Below are 16,501 nucleotides of genomic sequence, written 5' to 3' on the forward strand. Positions count from 1 at the left end.
ATTCTTTTTTCATGGATGCACCTTTGATTTTGGTCCAAGGGCCTCTAGGCCACCAGACGCCACCTGTTTTTTCCAAGAATACACCATTGTATAACTAGAAATTTTAAAGAGCGCTACCGTTTCCATCAGGGATTCACCAGATTGAACCATATAATTAAGTACATTTAGTTTAAAGGGTACAGGATAATTTGTATAGGAATTTTGAAACACTTCTTCACCATGTAATTCATATGATCTCAACCAGAACTGAATTTGGCATCTTGTGACACACACCTGAGAGGCATACTCTCTTTGTGAAATTTCATTTGGATTAAATCCCTGTACAATCGCTAATTTTAATGCGCTCATAAATTTGATCATAAAAAAACTACACCTCCAATTGTTAGATTGTGTCTAACAATTGGGATGCAGTTCACTTTTCTTCTACACATGGCTTTTTATACTATAATTCTTCAATTCGTTCAATAAATGGTTTTCCGTCAATCATTCCTTTTTGATAGAGTTCTTCAGCAGTTGCAAAATATTGAGTATAGCTATCTGAAGAACGTGTTAATAAGAAGCTTTTTTCTGCATCTACTCTACTAATCCACCATTCATCACCTTTGTAGTCAAAACTTAATTCTTGTCCTTCATTAATAGCCTCTTGAACAGTTTCCCAAGTTTCTTGATCCATTTATTTCACCCATTTTTTATTATTAATACCACGTAGATTTTTTTGTCTATTTCCCATTTTTACTATACCAATCATGACGATGAGGTACTTTCATGTGTACTTTAGGATTTCCATAATTTGAATAATGAATATCAAATTATGCTTTTCCGTCTTTTCCATAATATCTACGTGTATCTAATTTTCCGTTTTTTCTTAAATCTCTAGAAGAATATGATTTAGATACTTTTCGAAAATAAACAAAATGACGTTGAAAAGTATCATGATACTAGCTAATATAGCATACACTCGATTTCTGCTTTGTTTTCTTTTTTCTCGTATTGTGTTAAATACATAATTTCATTCCTCTAAATATCTAGCTCTTTAATATATTCATTATATCTGAATTGAAGGACTAAATGCACCCAAAGCGATGTTTAGTAAACAAAAAGCAGCTAGGACAATGTGATACTCCAACTGCTTGATTTAATGTTTATAATGGCTTATTGGGGACATTATTTTGTATCTAAATGTATAAATAATCTATTTTTAAACTATCTAACCTCCAATACCATCCGAACAGTTTTTTAAATATGTCCATCAAAGTTATCATCAAATTCCTCAACGATTTCAAAACCTTTAGCTTTATAAAAATTCATTCCATTGGTAAAGAAAAATAGCTAGAATCGCATTAATCCTAGCTATCAGCCTTCCTCACCTTAATTTGGGAGCATGATTAAATTAAGAAATATATATCACTTCTTTTTTAAGGTTCCTATTAGATTTAATGCCAATTTAGTTGATTCTATTAAAGCAGGTTCAGCTTTAGATTCTCGTAATTTTAATGCTTTAATAAAACAATTTTTAGCCTCATCTAATTGCTCTAATTCCATCAAACACTTTCCCTTATGCTGCAATGTAAAATCTAGATATGTATCAACCTGATTATCATCGCATTTAGTAAGAGCATGATTAAATAATTCTAATGCTTTTTGATGCCGGTTGGCGTATTTTAATGCTTCACCAAGTCGTATTAAACTAACAATTTCTTTTTTTATACTGCCTTCCTCTAATGAAATATTCAAACATTCATATAGATAATTTAAAGCATCTTGTGGTTCTTCACAAATTCTATATAAATTACCTATAATTCCACAAAGATAATATTTATGTTCTTCATTTTCGCTTAATAAATACTTTGCTTCAGCAATAAATTGTTTAAGCTTTATAGGATTGTTTGTTTTCTCTCTTAAGTAATCATTTTCATCAAAATAAATAAATTCATTTATAACGGATATATTTTTTTGAAACTCGAATATTTCCACATCTACTTCACCTCATCATTCTGAACTCACAAGATGTTAAATTATACCTTGAAATAATCTTAAAGCTACGTTCGGTAAATTTTATTTAACAGTTAATATTTCTGTATCGATAGCTTTTGGTGAAGTACAGCCAATAAGCGTATAGCTTGTTTTATCGCTATCTTTATTTTCTTTAATTTTTTTACAAGTTGTTTTAGCAATTTCCGTATCGCCATAGTGATCATGACTGTTATCTTGAATAACATTTATTACTTTATTTTTGAATTCGTAATCATGAAGAATGGCATCTCCCTCTTTTGTGTAATGCACAATCCTAATATTATCTTCTTTTCCTTGCTGTATATTTTTTAAAAAAAGATCAAATCGCGCTTTATTTTCTATCTCTCCATGTTTATCGAGAATGTCACTTTCTTTTTCAACATACTTTGGCTTATTATTAACTGCATCAGTACAACCTGACAGTAAAACTAAAAAACTCAACGCTAAGAATCCAATATATCTTTTTAACATCTTTATACCTCCAGAACAAATATTGCCAATATTTTCATATTAACATAGATAATGATTATTCAAGAAACGCTACCAAAATGATGTTTGGCAAACAAAAAGCTGCTAGGGTGTCACATTGTCCCAGCTGCTTAATTTAACATTCCCAATGAAGGATTTAGGAATGTTATTCTATTAGATAGTCCCGAGTTCGATTTCATCACCATGATTTTAAATAGTGCTTCAATTGTCATTCCATCAGTGTTGGCCATTTGAACAAATTTATAATTGTCATGTGTATAATCACATAATTTTTCTGAATCTAATATTAATGAACGACCCTCTTGAAAATTTGAAATAAAATATTCCTTATTTTTATAAGTGAATTCAATTTCATGACCAATTTCAAGAAGTTCCATAAGTGTTTCATCTGAAAAATTATATTTGATATAATGAATTTATAAAATTTTATATATGGATTTTCCTGTAATTTTTTAGAGAGGAAATAATATAGTTTCTCTTACAAAAGAATAATAGAAAGAGAGAAAAAAATGAAAATTAAATTATTAATTGGATTCATTATTTGTTTTATATGTTTTGCTACTACTCATACCACTATTTTCAATACTGATGATGAAGGTATTATTACAGCCAGTGAAATCAGCCTAAGCGAATATCTTTTAAGTGGATTCATGAAAAGTTTTATTGCCATTATTATTTATTTAATTATTTTATTGCTTTTATATAAAAAACATAAGGTAATTAAAAGAAAAAGATAGTTATTACCTGAACTGAACCCTGAATAGGTTCACTTTTTTTAAAGTGTCCACTATTCGGGGTTCAGTTCAAATTTAGATAACACTATTCTTTTACTACATTTAAAAACGACATTTTTGCATGGCTATCCATTAAAAGCACGCTTCATTTATTCACAGCCATCGATTGAACAACTTGCCCCAGTGTCCCCTTGCATTACTAGCGATGGTGCTTGCTGCTGCAAGTAGTTTTTCGTTTGGTCTAGCGTTTTTGTAAAGACCTCTAGTGGCTCCACGCCTTTAATGCCGAAGCGATTTTCGAAGACGAAAAACGGAACGCTTGTCACAGGAATTTGCTGAATATCATAACGATCCTGTGCTAATTGCTCCTGAAATGCATCAGGGTTATTCCATACTGCTTTTGCTTCCTCAACCGGCAAACCGACATGCTCAACGATATCAAGCAATTGCTGCATTTCATTGACATTTAAACCTTTTGTAAAATAACGATGGAACGTTTCTTCAATGAATTCCGATTCGCGCCCTTTCGTTTTTGCCCATTTAGCTAAACGATGTGCATTTTCTGTGTTGCCCATTTGAACTTTCTCTAGCTCGTAATCCAAACCTACTTCTTTCGCTTGCATTATAATTGCTTCTATATGTTCAGCTGAAAGACCTGTTTCTGAAAATGATGTTGTTTCATTTTTACTTTCTTCTGGATATAATTGATATGCTTTATAGACAAATTCCACATCTTTTATACCTACTTGCTCGATTGCTTGAGCTAATCTTTTTTTACCAATATAACAAAACGGACATGCAAAATCCGTAAAAATTTCAATTTTCATTTATAAACTCTCCTTATGCTAAAATATCCCACCAAATTTTAATTGCTGTGGCTCCAATCATAATGGCTAGTAACCACTGCAACACTTTCACGTCCATTTTTTGTCCGACTTTTGCCCCAAGTGGAGCTGCTAAAATACTCGAAATAATCATAATGAAGGCTGGCCAATATTCAACCTGACCTGTCATCACCTTCCCGATTGAACCACCAATAGACGAAATAAACGTAATCGCTAAGCTTGTGGAAATTGTCACACGCGTTGGAATTTTAAGTACTGTCAGTAAAATTGGGACAAGTAAGAAGCCACCTGCTGCCCCGACAATCCCCGATGCAATCCCGACGATTAACGCGAAAATCACGGCTAATGGTTTGTTAAATGTAATATTCGTTGTGTCCTCCACTTTTTTCCGTGGAATAAACATCCTGACCGCTGCAATAACTGCCAGCATGCCATACACGATATTGACAGCGTCCTCTGATAAGAAGCCTGAGCCGTAACTACCAATAAAGCTACCAACTAAAATGGAAGCACCCATGTAGATAATGAGCTCTTTATGCAATAAACCACTTTTACGATATGCCCATACACCTGCGATTGAGGCAAAGAATACTTGTACCGCACTAATCCCCGATACTTCATGGGCTGTAAATGCCGCTAAACCAAATAGTGATGGAATATAGAGTAGCATCGGGTATTTAATAATCGAGCCCCCGACCCCGAGCATCCCTGAGATAAATGAACCAATAAAGCCTAATGCGCAAATGACGGTAATATATGTGATGGATAAATCAATTTCTATTGCCTTTTCCTTCTTTCTTCGTTTTAATAGTACGAAAGCGAGTAGAACAATGCTCTACTCGCCCCCAACACTGTTATGCTTTTTGAATGTAGAAGAAATGTACGCCATCTTCTTCTTTTGTTTCTAAAATCGTATGGCCGCTTGCTTTTGACCATGCTGGGAAGTCATTTAAAGCGCCTTTATCTGTTACTAATACTTCTAATACTTCACCTGTATTAATTGTATCAATTGCCTTTTTCGTACGTACGATTGGCATTGGGCATGCTAAACCTTTTGCATCTAATTGAACATCTGCTTTAATCATATAGAACCTCCATACCTCATAAGGTAATGTTATTTAAAATGTAAAAATTACTTTACTTCGCCAGCCCAGTCCAGCATACCGCCTGTCATGTTTGTTACGTCATAACCTTGTGACTGTAAGAACGCTGTCGCTTGACCACTGCGTCCACCTGAACGGCAAATCATAATATAGGGTTTATTTTTATCAAGCTCATGCATACGGAACTCAAGTAAGCCAAGTGGAATATTGATGATACCTGGAATATGTCCAGCTGCGACTTCATCTACTTCGCGAACATCAATTAAATTAAGTGTTTCGCCTGCTTCTAATTTTGCTTGTAACGCGTCTGTTGAAATTTCCTTCATTACTATATCCTCCTTAGTATGCACTCATGCCACCACGAACATTCGTGACATTTGTATAGCCCATTTTCTTTAATTTTGAACATGCTTGCTTTGAACGCATCCCACTTTGACAAATCACGACAATTTCTTTATCCTTTGGTAATTTCGAGAAATCAGAACCAAGTGGGATGTTTTTAAATTGCTTTAAACCACGTGCTTTGTATTCACCTTGTGTGCGTACGTCGACAAACACTTTATCTTTATCGTTAATGATTTTCTTTAACTCGGCCGTTGAGATATTCTTTACACCTTTTGTCGGCATCATACGCTAGGCAAAAAATGCCACAACAACTGCTAGTAAGATCCATGTTTCCATGAGTCATCTCTTAAATAAATAAGTTGACGTTGCCGCCTTCTGCATCCGCTAAGTAGGCAGCGACACCTGCATATTCAATACCATCTAGTAACTCTTCTTTTTGAAGTCCTAATAAATCCATTGTCATCGTACATGTCACGATTTTAATGTCTTGCTCCTGTGCCATTTCAATTAATTGTGTAAGCGTTAAAGCGTTATGCTTCGCCATAACATGCTTAATCATTTTTGGTCCCATACCAGCCATTTGCATTTTTGAAAGACCTAACTGTTCAGCACCACGTGGCATCATTTTGGCAAACATTTTTTCTAGGAAACCTTTTTTCACTTCTACTGGCTCTTGCTTACGTAGAGCGTTGATTCCCCAGAATGTATGAAAAATTGTTACCTCGTGATCGTACGCTGCTGCACCATTCGCGATAATGTACCCTGCCATTGCCTTATCATAATCTCCACTAAATAAAACGATTGTTGTTCTTTTCTTTTCCATCAGGACCTCCACTACCCACGGGGGTATAATTTTTATTAAAATAAAAAGACTTAACAACTTTTCAGTAATAAGTCTACTGCTTGTTTGACTAATATATCTTTATCTACGCTGACTGTATCCTCATCTGTCATACATTCAACTAGATTATCTGTGACGACTACGCCGATTGTCCGGTCTGCAGCAGATCGCACTGCACTTAGTTGATTGATTATGGCTTTACAATCTTGCTCTTCTTCCATCATTCGTAAAATCCCTCTAAGCTGACCTTCAATTTTTTTCAGGCGTACTGTAACCTTCGCATCGTAATGCATGTTGTTCAACTCTTTTTGATTTGCTGTTAAATCTATTTATATGCTAATACCCCTATAGGTATATGTCAACGATTTTAACTACTCTTTTTTTAAAAAAATCACTAAACCTCTGCGAAACATTAGTATAACAATGTTTCAAAGAGGTTTAGTTGTCCGAACAATCGTCCGTTTTTCACACGCTTACTTTCCTTAAATTTACTTTTCCACTACGCATTGCAGCACTTTACATACCCCTGTATGTAGAATCCCTTCCGTACGTTCCACCTCTACACAAGCAAAATGAAGAATTTCATATGTTTTTGCCCATGATTTTAGTGCTTGTTCATTATAAAGGTAGTTAAGATCACGAGGACCACCTGTGTTATACGCTAATTGGCCATCCTCATATAGTTCTAGTAGTAGTACCCCACCCGGTTTAAGCGACTGCATGATTTTATTTAATACCTCATATTGTTGCTCTTTCGCAAAGTGCCCAAAAATCATGACAGCCCCATCATACACTTCCTGCTTCAATGGATCGTTTATTAAATCTGTGAGTTCTGTTTCTACCAATACCCCCTGCTGTTCAGCTAACCTAATTGTTTTCGTTAAACCCTCCTGGGCATAATCATATGCCGTGACCGTTTTACCGTAACGTGCTAAAAAGACAGCATTACGTCCTTCTCCTTCAGCGTAGCAAGCAATCTTTTGCTTGCCGTTGAATATAGCTATCTGCTCCTGTAAAAAGACATTTGCATCCGTTCCATACACAAATTGCTCTGCTTTAAATCGTTCATTCCATGGATTCATACACTTTCGCTCCTTTTTTATACGTTTTAAATGCTGAAAAGCCATACACCCGATAGGTATACGGTTTAAGTTTTTACACTGTTTGACGAATAAAATCAATTAATGCATCTTTTGGCATAAAGCCCGCTGTTTTACCTTTTAATTGACCATCCTTGAATACTAATAATGAAGGAATCGACATGATTTGGTATTTTGCAGCTGTTAATTGGTTTTGATCCACATTTACTTTTACAACCTTCACGACATTGCCAATTTCTGCATCCACTTGCTCTAATACTGGTGCAATCATTTTACATGGGCCACACCAAGCTGCCCAAAAGTCGACTAATACGACACCTTGTGAAATTTCTTGTGCAAAATTTGCATCTGTTGCATGGACTATTGCCATTGTTTATTCCTCCAATAATGATTGATATTTTTCCGTGAGCTTCCGTAATTGCTCTTCATTTACAGGTCCCACAATTCGCTCCAATTCTTCTCCGTGTTCATTTAGAAACACTGTCGTTGGAATAGAAAGAACTTGAAAGGCTGAACCTATGTCATCCGTTTCATCTAGTAAAATTGGATACGTCACGTCGTACGTATCGATAAAATTCACGAGAGCTTCTGTACCTTTATCGCGCGCTGTTAAATTAATTCCGATTAGTGCTACATCTTCAGGTACATTTTCTGCAAAGCTTTGAAGATGTGGCATTTCTGCTTTACAAGGTGGACACCATGTAGCAAAAAAATTTACGATGGTTAACGATCGCTGTTGTTCTGTTAAATGATAGTGTTCACCCGTCATTGTAGGCAAATCGATTACCTCTCGCGTAGTAGGCTCTATTTTTGATTCGATATCACCTAGCATCATCGCCACTAAAATTAACACACCTGCTACACTTAGAATCTGAGCCTGTTTCTTTTTAGCATACACACTACCAATCACAATAAGTTGAAGTATTGTAAAACTCGAACTAAACCCATCTAACCAAATGAGCAAAAATAGTTGTCCTAATAAAACCCGCTCACTTTTATTTCGTTCAATTAGTACAAGTAGAATAGCCCATAAACTGACAACAAGCTATTGTTCTTGAAAGGCGCAATAAATGAGCTGAAAAATCGTCACTAATCCAGCCCAGTACAGCCAGCTATCTTCCCAAACGAATACTTGTCGCTGCCGAGGCACCGCCAGCAACTCCACCAATAATGACTACTTTTTTCACTTGAAACTCCTCCATTAACTATAAAAGATTATTTCTTAACTTACTTAGATACACAATATACCCTAATGGGTATAAAGTCAACGCCATTTTTCTGTAGAAATTACTTTAATCCTGCTTAACAAAATTTCCCTCTACGTTTTCTATTAAATAAAAGGATTTTCTTTATTGTTGTTGAATCATAATGTTAGCTAGTTAACTATTGATTTACATGCATTTATAGTTAACTATTTCTAATCAATTTGTAAGGGATTCAAATGGCAGATAAAACATTTGGCTTTAAAGTAACAGATGAAGTATATGAAAAGGCAAAGCTCCTCATTGAAACAAGCGGGCTTTCTAGTCGTGACTGGTTTGAAAACGCTCTTGCTACGTATGAAGTAAAGGCACTGCAAACAAACGCACCTGAATACACACGTGATTTAAACGAGCTTAAGCTTCATACGACTCGTATTTATGAGCTTGTCGTGAATATGGTGCAGCAATCGATGTACTTCAAGGATCAAGCTGTACGTGAAATATCGGAGCAGCTTGAAAAGAAAGAACAGCTACTTGCCGAGCTTCAGGAAAAGCTACAAGCAACAAAGCAATCTGTACAAACCCTACAAGCTGATAAAGATGAGCTAATAGCGATTCAAGCCTAGTGCTCGATGAAGCCCGCACAGCCATTGAAAACATCCAGCTCCTAATCGCTGAATACAAGGATAAAAATGATTCCTTAACGGGACTGGTGACGAAGTATCAAAGCTATGCAGAGGAAAATGAACAGTTGAAGGTGGCATTTGCTGAGGAAAAAGAGTTTCTACTCACAACTGTTACTACTGAAAAGCAACAACTTGAACAGGCATTAACGACTGCCACAAATGAATCAAAAGCTAATGAAGCGAAAGCCACTGAGCTTGAAAAAGCGTTAGGCGAGGAAAAAGCGAAAGGTGAGCAAGCGACTGTCCTTTTACAAGAACGCCATGAGCTTGCGTTAGAGCGTGCCATTGTGAAGGCTAAACGTGAATACCAGGAGAAATTACAAGCTCAGCTCGATACATACAACACACGTATTACAGAGCTTCAGGCTGAAAACGATCGTATTCGTGCGTTCTATGAAAATCGTTTAGAAGAGCTTTTGAAATCGAATGAGAAAAAGAAGTAAGTTTTAGGAGGACACAATCATGAAATCAACTGGTATCGTACGCAAAGTCGATGAATTAGGGCGTATCGTTATCCCAATGGAGCTACGCAGAACGCTTGAAATCAACGAAAAAGACCCTGTTGAAATTTTCGTCGAAGGTGAGGAAATCATTCTATGAAAGTTCGTTTCGAATGCTGCATGCATCGTAACAGGAGAAATTACGCCAGATAATTTTACTTTATTTAATCACATCACACTTTCGCCAAAGGGAGCTGAAAGCCTAGCGGATTTACATACACTTGTATTAGAGTATATGAATCATTACAACCATACAAGAAAGCAATAGACATTAAAAAAGATGACTCCGGCAAGTTACCGAAGTCATCTCATCACAGCCTAAGAACTAGCTACATCGTTTTTTATTAAACTGTCTACAAAATAGGGTTCAGTTCAGAACAGAGATGCTTATTAAATAGTTCTGTTCTTATATTTATTTAATATTTCGTCTGGAATATGACAATAATCATTCGGACATCTAGCTAATCTATCTTGATGTTCTTCTGCACTTCTTACATAGTTTTTAAGCGGTAATACTTCAACAACTATAAGGTCATGATCTTCTCTATTACTAAGAAACGCCTTTGCTTCTTTTAAATGTTCAGGATTTTCACTATATATCCCTGTTCTATATTTTTCTCCAACGTCTTCTCCTTGTTTATTCAAACTGTATGGATCAATGATTTCAAATAGATAATCCATTAATTCCGTAATTGATACAACTGTCGGATCGAATCCCGTCTTTACACATTCAGCGTAGCCATCGTAATCCCCTTCAAGAGTATGGCTCGTTCCATTAGCTCTTCCTGCTTCTGTAAACTTAACACCCGGTAAAGTTTTGATAAAAGCTTGAACTCCCCATAAACAGCCACCTGCAATATATACTATTTCCATATTTTCACCTCTATAAATGTGTCATTTATTTTATAAAACTGATGCAATTTTAAAGTAGCAGTTCTAACCGACCGCTTTTTCAAAAGGAGATGCCTACATACCCAAATTTTTGCGAGAAGAAATTTGGAGCCACGTCTTAGCTAAAGTGAAATTCCAACTAAAAATACCGGTGTATCAATTATACGCCGGCATTTTACATAGATGAAGGCTCAACAAATGCCTTCCTTCTTCTATGTTAAGCTTCTACATTCACATCATCGTACTTTGTATCTTCAAATTTCTTCACGACATACGGGCAAATGGCTTTCATTTTATACCCTTTTTCGCGTGCATAATCAGCTGCTGCATCTACAAGTTTTCCAGCAATCCCTTGACCACGTAACGACTCATCTGTGTACGTACCTGTCACTTGCATCACGTTATCTTCTAATGTCCAGACGATGCGAGCGATACTCTCACCATCTTTCAATAACTCATATCCTCGATCTGTTAATTCAAAATTCATCGTTATCACCTCACTACAACTGTACCATATAAATGCATGCGACTATTGTATTTTGCCTCCATTATCCGCTACAATATGGTCAATAGCATGAAAGGATGATGGCTATGGAGCAAATCGAACTATATGAGCTTCTGGAACATTTAGATGATATCGCCATCATTGAGCGCGACGTTCATACACTTACATACGGGCAAGAAATTAAAACGCAAACAATTACCGTACGCCGTTTTAAATTTTTCGAACTCGAAACCCACTCATATCACGAAGCATTTACGACAATTGATAACTTACTCGAATTTGTACGTAAATTTTGCTAGTTATATTGCTTGCACATTTAGGAAAAAATCGTTAAAATTAAATAATTGTTAACGCATTGGTCGGTGTATAGTCAGTTGGATTCCAGCTGACTTTTTCTATGATTAAAATAACGTAAAGGAGGTTTTGTCTTGGGCTCTTTAGATTTAGAAATGTATTTTGAACAACCTGTTTTGACTGGACAATTAAATTCGTTGCAATTGCATGATTTAGAAGATTTTCAGCTATATACATGTACACCAGATCTTGCGATTCAACGCGATTTTTCCCATAATGCAGTATTATACATTGATGAAGTTTTAAACATGCCAAAGCAGGAAGATCTCACGCTTCTTCCTCTTTACGAGCAAGCATACTTAGAAACAATGGAAAAACATTGTAACGTACTTGCTCACTACAAAACGACGACCGTTGAAGGTCATACATTGTTTCAAGTATCCGTAGCAGTACCTACTGAAGACGATGCTTACGTTTCAACAATCGTTGCAGAAGCGGCTGCAATGCGCGATTTCATTTTATCAGAAACGTTGTATACTTTCCGTCGTAAACAAATTCGTTTACGGAACGTTGTCCACAACTAAAATAAAACAAGTCTGCTGAACCTATCAGCAGACTTGTTTTATGTATACATATAAACTTGTTTACATTTTTACAGAAAGGAGTCGTTTTTTATGGCTTATAATAGCTTTATGCTCGACTTTACAGAAACGATTCACATTTTAAGTGCTTTCCATCGCGATTTATGTGATCTACCGATTTCTCAAGGTGAAATTTTACGCCTATTGAAAGAACTCGATCGTAATCCATATTCACCTGATGGCGGTTTATTACAAACTGCTGCACAGTTCGATTACTTAGAACAATTGATGAATTATCCTCATACTTATAAGCGTTAATATAATGAGGCTGGGACAAAACATTTCATTTTCCTTTTTTAGCGTTCGCAACAAAAAACCGGAACCGTGCCACAGCGCGATTCCGGTTTTTTTATGCTCATTTAAGATGGTGTTTTTATACTTATGTCCCAGCCTCTTTTTTTAATACGCAAAACGCTCTTTTTCCTGATTGTTTTGCTTTATATACCGCAGCATCTGCTCTAGCAAACAACGTCTCAAAACAGTCATTTTCTACACTTATCGCGATGCCCATGCTAGTCGACAATTGTAATATTACGTCTTTATGTTTAATGGATAAACCATGAATGCATGAAAATAATTGTTCAAACAAGTTCATAACTGCCTCCTACTGATGCATCACAATGACAAATTCTTCACCACTATAGCGACACATAAAACTGTTATCTGGCAATTTTTCTTCGATACATGCCGAGCATTTATTGTGTGAAACATTTTATCGCATCATCATATGCGGTAATCTTTATAAATTCGTCATAAAGCGCTTTGAATTTTGTCAAATTCTCTTCTATCTCACTATGATGTACAGCCGTTCGTAAATCTTCAAATTGCGCTTTTAATGTAGCTAGTACGATCATATTCATCCCTCTTCTCAAAAAAGTTCATTTTTCTTTTTCCTATTTTCGAAAAAATGAAACTTTTCTAGTACCTGTTCGTATTAATTAAAGACTAGTCTTTACTAGCACATTTCCATTTATAAGGATGGTGAACATTTGATGGGTATCAATCTTCAAAAGGGTCAACGCGTTGACTTAACAAAAGGCAATGCTGGTTTAAGCCGTATTCAAGTTGGTTTAGGCTGGGACCCTGCTCAAAAAGCGAGTGGCGGTGGGTTTTTAGGTAGCCTATTCGGTGGTGGCGGTAAGCAAGCAAACATCGACTGTGATGCTTCTGTCATTATGTTGCAAGACGATCACGTTCGTTCTAAAAACGACGTCGTATACTTTGGTAACCTCAAAAGTCAAAATGGTGCGATTCAGCACTCTGGTGACAATTTAACAGGTGACGGCGATGGTGACGATGAAGTAATCACAATCGATTTAAGCAGCATCCCACAAGAATATAATCGTCTCGTATTCGTCGTAAACATTTACGATGCGATTAACCGCAAGCAACATTTTGGCATGATTCAAAATGCGTACATTCGCGTCTTGAATGGAAATAGCCATGAAGAATTAATTCGCTATAACTTAACGGACGATTACTCTGGTAACACAACGCTTGTTACTGGTGAAATTTATCGTCACGGTACAGAATGGAAGTTTGCTGCAATCGGCAATGGCACAAATGATGCCAATTTAAGCGCCGTTATCGCAAGTTATAAATAAGGGGGAATTAAAATGGGGATTTCATTACAAAAAGGTCAAAAAGTTGATTTAACAAAAGGCAACCCAGGTTTATCAAACATTATCGTAGGTCTTGGTTGGGATACAAATAAATACGATGGCGGTCAAAACTTTGACTTAGACTCATCAGTATTTTTATTAAACGAAGCAAGCAAAGTAGATGATCCTGCAAACTTCATCTTCTATAACAACACAATCGGCGGTAACGGTTCAGTTGAGCACTCTGGTGACAACTTAACAGGTGAAGGCGATGGCGACGATGAAACAGTAAAAGTGGATCTTCAAAACGTCCCACAAAACGTCAGCCGTATCGCATTCACAGTAACAATTCACGAAGCAGACTCACGCGGTCAAAACTTCGGTATGGTATCAAACTCATACATCCGTATCGTTGATGCAAACTCAAACGAAGAATTAATTCGCTACGATTTAGGAGAAGACTTCTCTATCGAAACAGCAATCGTTGTTGGTGAATTATACCGTCACGGTGGCGAGTGGAAATTTAACGCAGTAGGCGCTGGTTACCAAGGTGGCTTAGCTGCACTTGCGACAGATTACGGTCTAGATGTAAACTAATTTCCCTACCTTTAAGATACTTGCTGATTTCAGTAAGTATCTTTTTTACATACTAGATGAATCTCAAAATCTCATTTTTATGTCTGATGTGCACATTATGTGGATAGTATTTCCACGTATGTTTCTCATTTTATCATTTCTTCTTGGATATTCGTGAGTGGACTTGTCCATCTTGTGATACGACACTAGACCGCGACATCAATGCAAGTCAAAATATTTTAGCTGAAGGACTAAGCATGTTACACCAACAACCGTAGGGACTACGGGGCTCGCCTACTCAAAAAGTGAAGCCGCTGCTTCGAGCAAGTGGAAACAAGCAAGCACTATTCGTAGGAATCTCCCACTTCAAGCATGTTCGAAGAACGGCTAAGTGGGGGTAGTTCAATTTCAAAATCCCAAAAATATGCGCGATGTACCCACAAAGATTAAATGAGGTACTTCGTGGTACAGTAATATTAGAACGTATTAGAGAGGGGGCTAACACATGAACCCATTTCTCATCACACCTGTTTTACGAGAAGAAACGACAGATTGGCTAACATATTTTTTAGCACCAACGCACGAACGTCCGCATTATAAAACAAGTGATGAACAATTAACATTCGAGCGCATAGCAGTTCGCGTACTCGGCGTGCCATTAGATGAAGTTGAATACTTTAATACATTATATGAATGGCATACCGGAAGCGAGATTCACGTTTTAAGTGAAGAGCTCGATAAACGTATCGACAATCAAGATTTCCAACTGCTCCAAAACATTTTACAAAAGCATCGAGAGCTCCCAAAAGGATTATCTATTAATCGACTCGTCGCAATGATGTACGGTGCAAAACTCATCCCGCAACATCAAGATGCAAGACTTAATCGACATTTACAGCTGGCGGTGATTGATGTCATTGAACAATTTCAGTCACAACAAACAGAAGGCTTGTTATCAAATGGTTTCAGACGATTTTTAATTGATATCGTAAAATGGTTAAAAAATCATTGGATTCAATGGATGGAAACGGCGACACCTGAAACACCTTTCCCAAAAGTCATTTGGTACGGTGAATGCACCCTAAGCCAACAATATTTTTTATTACTTCTGATGAAATTAGGATGTGACGTTGCGATATTTGACCCAACTGGGAAAGATGCTTTTGCAGCGATTGACCCAGAACAAACAAGTAGCGTTATTTACGATTACGGCAATACAGCTCCGCTACAGCCATTTCCAACGCAAATTCGTGAAGTACAAGCGACAGTTGGCTATCGTTCGACACAACAGTTAGAACGTCTCATACAAGACGAGCAAGGTATTTATCGTCCGTGGCAATATCAACATTACGAGCCACATAGTGTAAAGCTCCAACATACGTACGATGATATTTTCATTTATGCAAAAGAACCTGCAATGATGCGTCCGGGATTTAAAGCCCAAAATCCAACGGTTTATATTCCAACGATTTTTGCAAAAATAAATGGTATGAGCCGAGATCGTGCAGACTATTGGCGGCGTATGCATGAGCTATTAGATTTGCCACATACGTTGCGAATCGAAAAGTTCCCATATGCGAAAGAATCAAAAGCCAATTTCCGCTTTCATTACGAAAAAAGTCTCGTAGGCGGTCAGCTAGATGCAGAACGTATGATGCAAAATGACTTTTGGCAATATAAAGATTTAACGCCTGAAATTCAGCGTGCCATCGCGCTCATTATTATTGACTGTTGCGAACAACCGAGTGTGCAAACATTGCCGGGTGAATCGAATCGAGAACTGTCAATTACGACATTGAAACAACTGTCGATGTTACCGAAAGATATATTACGCATGATGCAAAGTTTTGACTATGCACAACATATTCCTAAAATCATCGTCTACTACGATGAAACGCTTGGGCAATTTAGTCGTGCAGATGCCATTTTATTGAGCTTCTTAAATCGCTATGGCTTTGACATTATATTTTATACCCCTACTGGTAAACAAGATATTGAAACGTATTTAGATAATGAGATTTACACGCTCCACCGCTTAGATGAAATGGTATTTGATAAAGCCTTTCAAGAACGTAAGAAAAGTGCTTCATTGATTGATAAAATTCGAAAACGTTTTTTTGACTAAGGAGGAAATG

29 protein-coding genes and 1 pseudogene are annotated in these 16,501 nt (G+C 36.6%); 11 read left to right on the forward strand and 19 right to left on the reverse strand.

The genetic code is table 11. The features are described from left to right. Positions 1–9 precede the first annotated feature (9 nt). The 5 genes from KMHG_RS10250 to KMHG_RS10270 form a co-directional block, all read right to left on the reverse strand. Positions 10–360 carry a helix-turn-helix domain-containing protein gene (locus KMHG_RS10250; protein ID WP_010289285.1) on the reverse strand — a complete coding sequence of 117 codons (351 nt, stop codon included), beginning with the start codon at positions 358–360 and terminating at the stop codon, positions 10–12. A gap of 82 nt (positions 361–442) precedes the next feature. Beyond that, a complete protein-coding gene (locus KMHG_RS10255) occupies positions 443–673 on the reverse strand; it encodes a hypothetical protein (protein WP_010289286.1) in 231 nt (76 codons plus the stop codon). Positions 674–1,404: 731 nt separating this feature from the next. After that, positions 1,405–1,974, reverse strand: coding sequence for a tetratricopeptide repeat protein (locus KMHG_RS10260; protein WP_010289287.1), 570 nt, complete (start codon positions 1,972–1,974; stop codon positions 1,405–1,407). 81 nt (positions 1,975–2,055) lie between these two features. After that, positions 2,056–2,484: a DUF4362 domain-containing protein gene (locus tag KMHG_RS10265; RefSeq protein ID WP_010289288.1), complete on the reverse strand. Its 429-nt coding sequence runs from the start codon at positions 2,482–2,484 to the stop codon at positions 2,056–2,058. Positions 2,485–2,612: 128 nt separating this feature from the next. Continuing rightward, entirely contained in the window at positions 2,613–2,879 is a 267-nt protein-coding gene (locus KMHG_RS10270; RefSeq protein WP_010289289.1) for a hypothetical protein, read from the reverse strand. Between the two features lie 132 nt (positions 2,880–3,011). Between KMHG_RS10270 and KMHG_RS10275 the strand changes: the two genes are divergently transcribed. Next, complete coding sequence (locus tag KMHG_RS10275; protein WP_010289291.1) at positions 3,012–3,239, forward strand: hypothetical protein; 228 nt, start codon at positions 3,012–3,014, stop codon at positions 3,237–3,239. Positions 3,240–3,385: 146 nt separating this feature from the next. Here the strand turns inward: KMHG_RS10275 and KMHG_RS10280 are convergent, their stop codons facing one another. The 10 genes from KMHG_RS10280 to KMHG_RS19585 form a co-directional block, all read right to left on the reverse strand. Beyond that, positions 3,386–4,063, reverse strand: coding sequence for a DsbA family oxidoreductase (locus KMHG_RS10280; RefSeq protein WP_010289293.1), 678 nt, complete (start codon positions 4,061–4,063; stop codon positions 3,386–3,388). A gap of 13 nt (positions 4,064–4,076) precedes the next feature. Beyond that, positions 4,077–4,862, reverse strand: a complete 786-nt coding sequence (locus tag KMHG_RS10285) for a sulfite exporter TauE/SafE family protein (protein WP_026022074.1) — start codon at positions 4,860–4,862, stop codon at positions 4,077–4,079. A 73-nt stretch (positions 4,863–4,935) separates the two neighbouring features. Beyond that, positions 4,936–5,166 carry a sulfurtransferase TusA family protein gene (locus KMHG_RS10290; RefSeq protein ID WP_010289295.1) on the reverse strand — a complete coding sequence of 77 codons (231 nt, stop codon included), beginning with the start codon at positions 5,164–5,166 and terminating at the stop codon, positions 4,936–4,938. Between the two features lie 47 nt (positions 5,167–5,213). Next, positions 5,214–5,510 carry a rhodanese-like domain-containing protein gene (locus KMHG_RS10295; RefSeq protein WP_010289297.1) on the reverse strand — a complete coding sequence of 99 codons (297 nt, stop codon included), beginning with the start codon at positions 5,508–5,510 and terminating at the stop codon, positions 5,214–5,216. Between the two features lie 13 nt (positions 5,511–5,523). Beyond that, complete coding sequence (locus KMHG_RS10300; RefSeq protein ID WP_147608165.1) at positions 5,524–5,814, reverse strand: rhodanese-like domain-containing protein; 291 nt, start codon at positions 5,812–5,814, stop codon at positions 5,524–5,526. 61 nt (positions 5,815–5,875) lie between these two features. Continuing rightward, positions 5,876–6,352, reverse strand: a complete 477-nt coding sequence (locus tag KMHG_RS10305) for a DsrE/DsrF/DrsH-like family protein (RefSeq protein ID WP_010289301.1) — start codon at positions 6,350–6,352, stop codon at positions 5,876–5,878. A 50-nt stretch (positions 6,353–6,402) separates the two neighbouring features. Then, complete coding sequence (locus KMHG_RS10310) at positions 6,403–6,663, reverse strand: metal-sensitive transcriptional regulator (RefSeq protein ID WP_010289302.1); 261 nt, start codon at positions 6,661–6,663, stop codon at positions 6,403–6,405. A 195-nt stretch (positions 6,664–6,858) separates the two neighbouring features. After that, positions 6,859–7,452, reverse strand: a complete 594-nt coding sequence (locus tag KMHG_RS10315; RefSeq protein ID WP_010289306.1) for an SAM-dependent methyltransferase — start codon at positions 7,450–7,452, stop codon at positions 6,859–6,861. Between the two features lie 73 nt (positions 7,453–7,525). Beyond that, entirely contained in the window at positions 7,526–7,840 is a 315-nt protein-coding gene (gene trxA, locus KMHG_RS10320) for a thioredoxin (protein WP_010289310.1), read from the reverse strand. A 3-nt stretch (positions 7,841–7,843) separates the two neighbouring features. After that, entirely contained in the window at positions 7,844–8,323 is a 480-nt protein-coding gene (locus tag KMHG_RS19585) for a TlpA family protein disulfide reductase (RefSeq protein WP_238984688.1), read from the reverse strand. 588 nt (positions 8,324–8,911) lie between these two features. Between KMHG_RS19585 and KMHG_RS10330 the strand changes: the two genes are divergently transcribed. The 3 genes and pseudogenes from KMHG_RS10330 to KMHG_RS19440 all read left to right on the forward strand — a co-directional run bounded on the left by KMHG_RS10330 (position 8,912) and on the right by KMHG_RS19440 (position 10,126). Then, positions 8,912–9,298: a hypothetical protein gene (locus tag KMHG_RS10330; RefSeq protein ID WP_010289312.1), complete on the forward strand. Its 387-nt coding sequence runs from the start codon at positions 8,912–8,914 to the stop codon at positions 9,296–9,298. Next, positions 9,298–9,801, forward strand: a complete 504-nt coding sequence (locus tag KMHG_RS10335) for a hypothetical protein (RefSeq protein ID WP_010289316.1) — start codon at positions 9,298–9,300, stop codon at positions 9,799–9,801. The genes KMHG_RS10330 and KMHG_RS10335 overlap by 1 nt, the downstream gene beginning before the upstream one ends. A 19-nt stretch (positions 9,802–9,820) precedes the next feature. Further along, positions 9,821–10,126, forward strand: a pseudogene (locus tag KMHG_RS19440) (AbrB/MazE/SpoVT family DNA-binding domain-containing protein). Positions 10,127–10,248: 122 nt separating this feature from the next. Here KMHG_RS19440 and KMHG_RS10345 read toward each other — a convergent pair. After that, positions 10,249–10,731: a peptide-methionine (S)-S-oxide reductase gene (locus KMHG_RS10345; protein WP_010289319.1), complete on the reverse strand. Its 483-nt coding sequence runs from the start codon at positions 10,729–10,731 to the stop codon at positions 10,249–10,251. 235 nt (positions 10,732–10,966) lie between these two features. Next, positions 10,967–11,236, reverse strand: a complete 270-nt coding sequence (locus KMHG_RS10350) for a GNAT family N-acetyltransferase (RefSeq protein ID WP_010289322.1) — start codon at positions 11,234–11,236, stop codon at positions 10,967–10,969. A gap of 104 nt (positions 11,237–11,340) precedes the next feature. Between KMHG_RS10350 and KMHG_RS10355 the strand changes: the two genes are divergently transcribed. The 3 genes from KMHG_RS10355 (at position 11,341) to KMHG_RS10365 (ending at position 12,447) form a co-directional block, all read left to right on the forward strand. After that, a complete protein-coding gene (locus KMHG_RS10355) occupies positions 11,341–11,553 on the forward strand; it encodes a hypothetical protein (RefSeq protein WP_010289325.1) in 213 nt (70 codons plus the stop codon). Positions 11,554–11,682: 129 nt separating this feature from the next. After that, a complete protein-coding gene (locus KMHG_RS10360; protein WP_010289326.1) occupies positions 11,683–12,132 on the forward strand; it encodes a hypothetical protein in 450 nt (149 codons plus the stop codon). Between the two features lie 90 nt (positions 12,133–12,222). Then, positions 12,223–12,447: a hypothetical protein gene (locus KMHG_RS10365; protein WP_010289327.1), complete on the forward strand. Its 225-nt coding sequence runs from the start codon at positions 12,223–12,225 to the stop codon at positions 12,445–12,447. Between the two features lie 121 nt (positions 12,448–12,568). Here the strand turns inward: KMHG_RS10365 and KMHG_RS10370 are convergent, their stop codons facing one another. Together KMHG_RS10370 and KMHG_RS19090 are read right to left on the reverse strand one after the other, a co-directional pair. After that, on the reverse strand, positions 12,569–12,778 hold the full coding sequence (locus KMHG_RS10370; protein ID WP_161601008.1) for a diguanylate cyclase domain-containing protein: 210 nt from the start codon (positions 12,776–12,778) through the stop codon (positions 12,569–12,571). 106 nt (positions 12,779–12,884) lie between these two features. Next, the gene (locus KMHG_RS19090; RefSeq protein ID WP_154647370.1) at positions 12,885–13,043 is read right to left on the reverse strand and encodes a hypothetical protein; all 159 of its coding nucleotides are present in this window, start codon (positions 13,041–13,043) and stop codon (positions 12,885–12,887) included. A gap of 138 nt (positions 13,044–13,181) precedes the next feature. Between KMHG_RS19090 and KMHG_RS10380 the strand changes: the two genes are divergently transcribed. The 4 genes from KMHG_RS10380 to KMHG_RS10390 all read left to right on the forward strand — a co-directional run bounded on the left by KMHG_RS10380 (position 13,182) and on the right by KMHG_RS10390 (position 16,491). After that, positions 13,182–13,793 carry a TerD family protein gene (locus KMHG_RS10380; protein ID WP_010289330.1) on the forward strand — a complete coding sequence of 204 codons (612 nt, stop codon included), beginning with the start codon at positions 13,182–13,184 and terminating at the stop codon, positions 13,791–13,793. A gap of 12 nt (positions 13,794–13,805) precedes the next feature. After that, complete coding sequence (locus KMHG_RS10385; RefSeq protein ID WP_010289331.1) at positions 13,806–14,387, forward strand: TerD family protein; 582 nt, start codon at positions 13,806–13,808, stop codon at positions 14,385–14,387. 143 nt (positions 14,388–14,530) lie between these two features. Beyond that, positions 14,531–14,644, forward strand: coding sequence for a zinc ribbon domain-containing protein (locus KMHG_RS18785; RefSeq protein WP_390619010.1), 114 nt, complete (start codon positions 14,531–14,533; stop codon positions 14,642–14,644). 227 nt (positions 14,645–14,871) lie between these two features. Then, on the forward strand, positions 14,872–16,491 hold the full coding sequence (locus tag KMHG_RS10390) for a YceG family protein (protein ID WP_010289332.1): 1,620 nt from the start codon (positions 14,872–14,874) through the stop codon (positions 16,489–16,491). Positions 16,492–16,501: the final 10 nt, after the last annotated feature.

Origin of the sequence: Kurthia massiliensis (assembly GCF_000285555.1) — a bacterium.
In the GTDB taxonomy this organism is placed as follows: Bacteria; Bacillota; Bacilli; order Bacillales_A; family Planococcaceae; genus Kurthia; species Kurthia massiliensis.